The organism is Sheuella amnicola, assembly GCF_010499255.1.
Lineage (GTDB): Bacteria > Pseudomonadota > Gammaproteobacteria > Burkholderiales > Burkholderiaceae_B > Zwartia > Zwartia amnicola.
Genome location: NZ_JAAGRN010000027.1, coordinates 1 through 1,196 on the forward strand (window position 1 = coordinate 1; position 1,196 = coordinate 1,196).

The 1,196-nt window shown below is 47.3% G+C and carries 1 protein-coding gene; it reads right to left on the minus strand.

What is annotated here, in order from left to right; translation table 11 throughout:
- Window positions 1-1,119 (minus strand): IS256 family transposase (locus tag G3I67_RS14875; RefSeq protein ID WP_163656364.1); only part of this gene is annotated, 1,119 nt, incomplete at its 3' end.
- Window positions 1,120-1,196: the final 77 nt, after the last annotated feature.

The following is a 1,196-nucleotide window of genomic DNA, read 5'->3' on the forward strand; positions in this document are numbered from 1 at the left end:
CTGTTCAATCGCAAGATACACCACCTTTCGAGCCGAGTCATCATTTGGGAACAGTTTTCGTCGTTTTGTGGCGGCGCGAATGACGCTATTGAGTGATTCAACGGCATTGGTCGTGTAAATGGCCTTACGAATCTCTGGTGGGTATTCAAAAATCGTACGCAAGTTCGCCCAATGCGCCTTCCATGATTTCGAGATCTGAGGATAGGCTCCATCCCATTGCTGTGCAACGTGATCTAACTCGCCAAGTGCTTGATCTTCTGTAGCGGATTGATAGATTCGTTTAAGGTCGGCAGTGACGGCTTTGTAATCTTTCCAGGAAACATACTTCAAACTGTTGCGCACCATGTGTACGATGCAAAGCTGAATCCTGGTTTGCGGATATTCCACAGCAATCGCATCAGGGAAGCCTTTTAATCCATCCACGCAGGCGATCAGGATATCCTGCACGCCTCTGGTTTTTAGCTCCGTAAGTACAGAGACCCAGAATTTAGCTCCCTCATTATCTGACATCCAAAGTCCGAGTAGATCCTTATGGCCGTCCATGTTCACGCCAAGGGCGAGGTAAATGGCTTTATTGATGACCCGCATGTTGTCTCGAATCTTAATGACGATGCAGTCTAAATAAACAATCGGGTAGACGGCATCGAGTGGACGGGATTGCCAAGCTGTGATTTGGTCAATCACTCGATCGGTCACCTTGGAGATCAAAGCAGCAGAAACGTCAGCGTCGTACATCTCCTTGAATGCATCGACAATTTCCCGAGTGCTTAAGCCTTTGGCATACAGAGTCAGGATCTGATCATCCATCTGTGTCAGTCGGGTCTGATTCTTTCGCAACAACTGAGGCTCAAATGAGCCATCACGATCACGAGGCGTGCTGATTTCAACTTCCCCGTGCTGACTTTTAAGCGTTTTAGAGGTGGTGCCGTTGCGGGCATTGCCTTTGGCTGCTCGACTGTTGCCGTGTTTCTCGTAGCCGAGATGATCCGTCAGTTCGGCATTTAATGCTGTTTCGACAGTTAATTTAAGTAATTCTCGAGATAAGGCGTTCAGATCCGCCTCGGTTTTAATATCTTTCGCTAATTCAGCTGCAAGTGCCTGTAGTTTGGTACGATCCATTGTGGTGTTCAACATGTCATTTCCTCTGAGAGAGGTTAATAGACCGTCGGTACTTACACAAATTTATTTACAGGCTC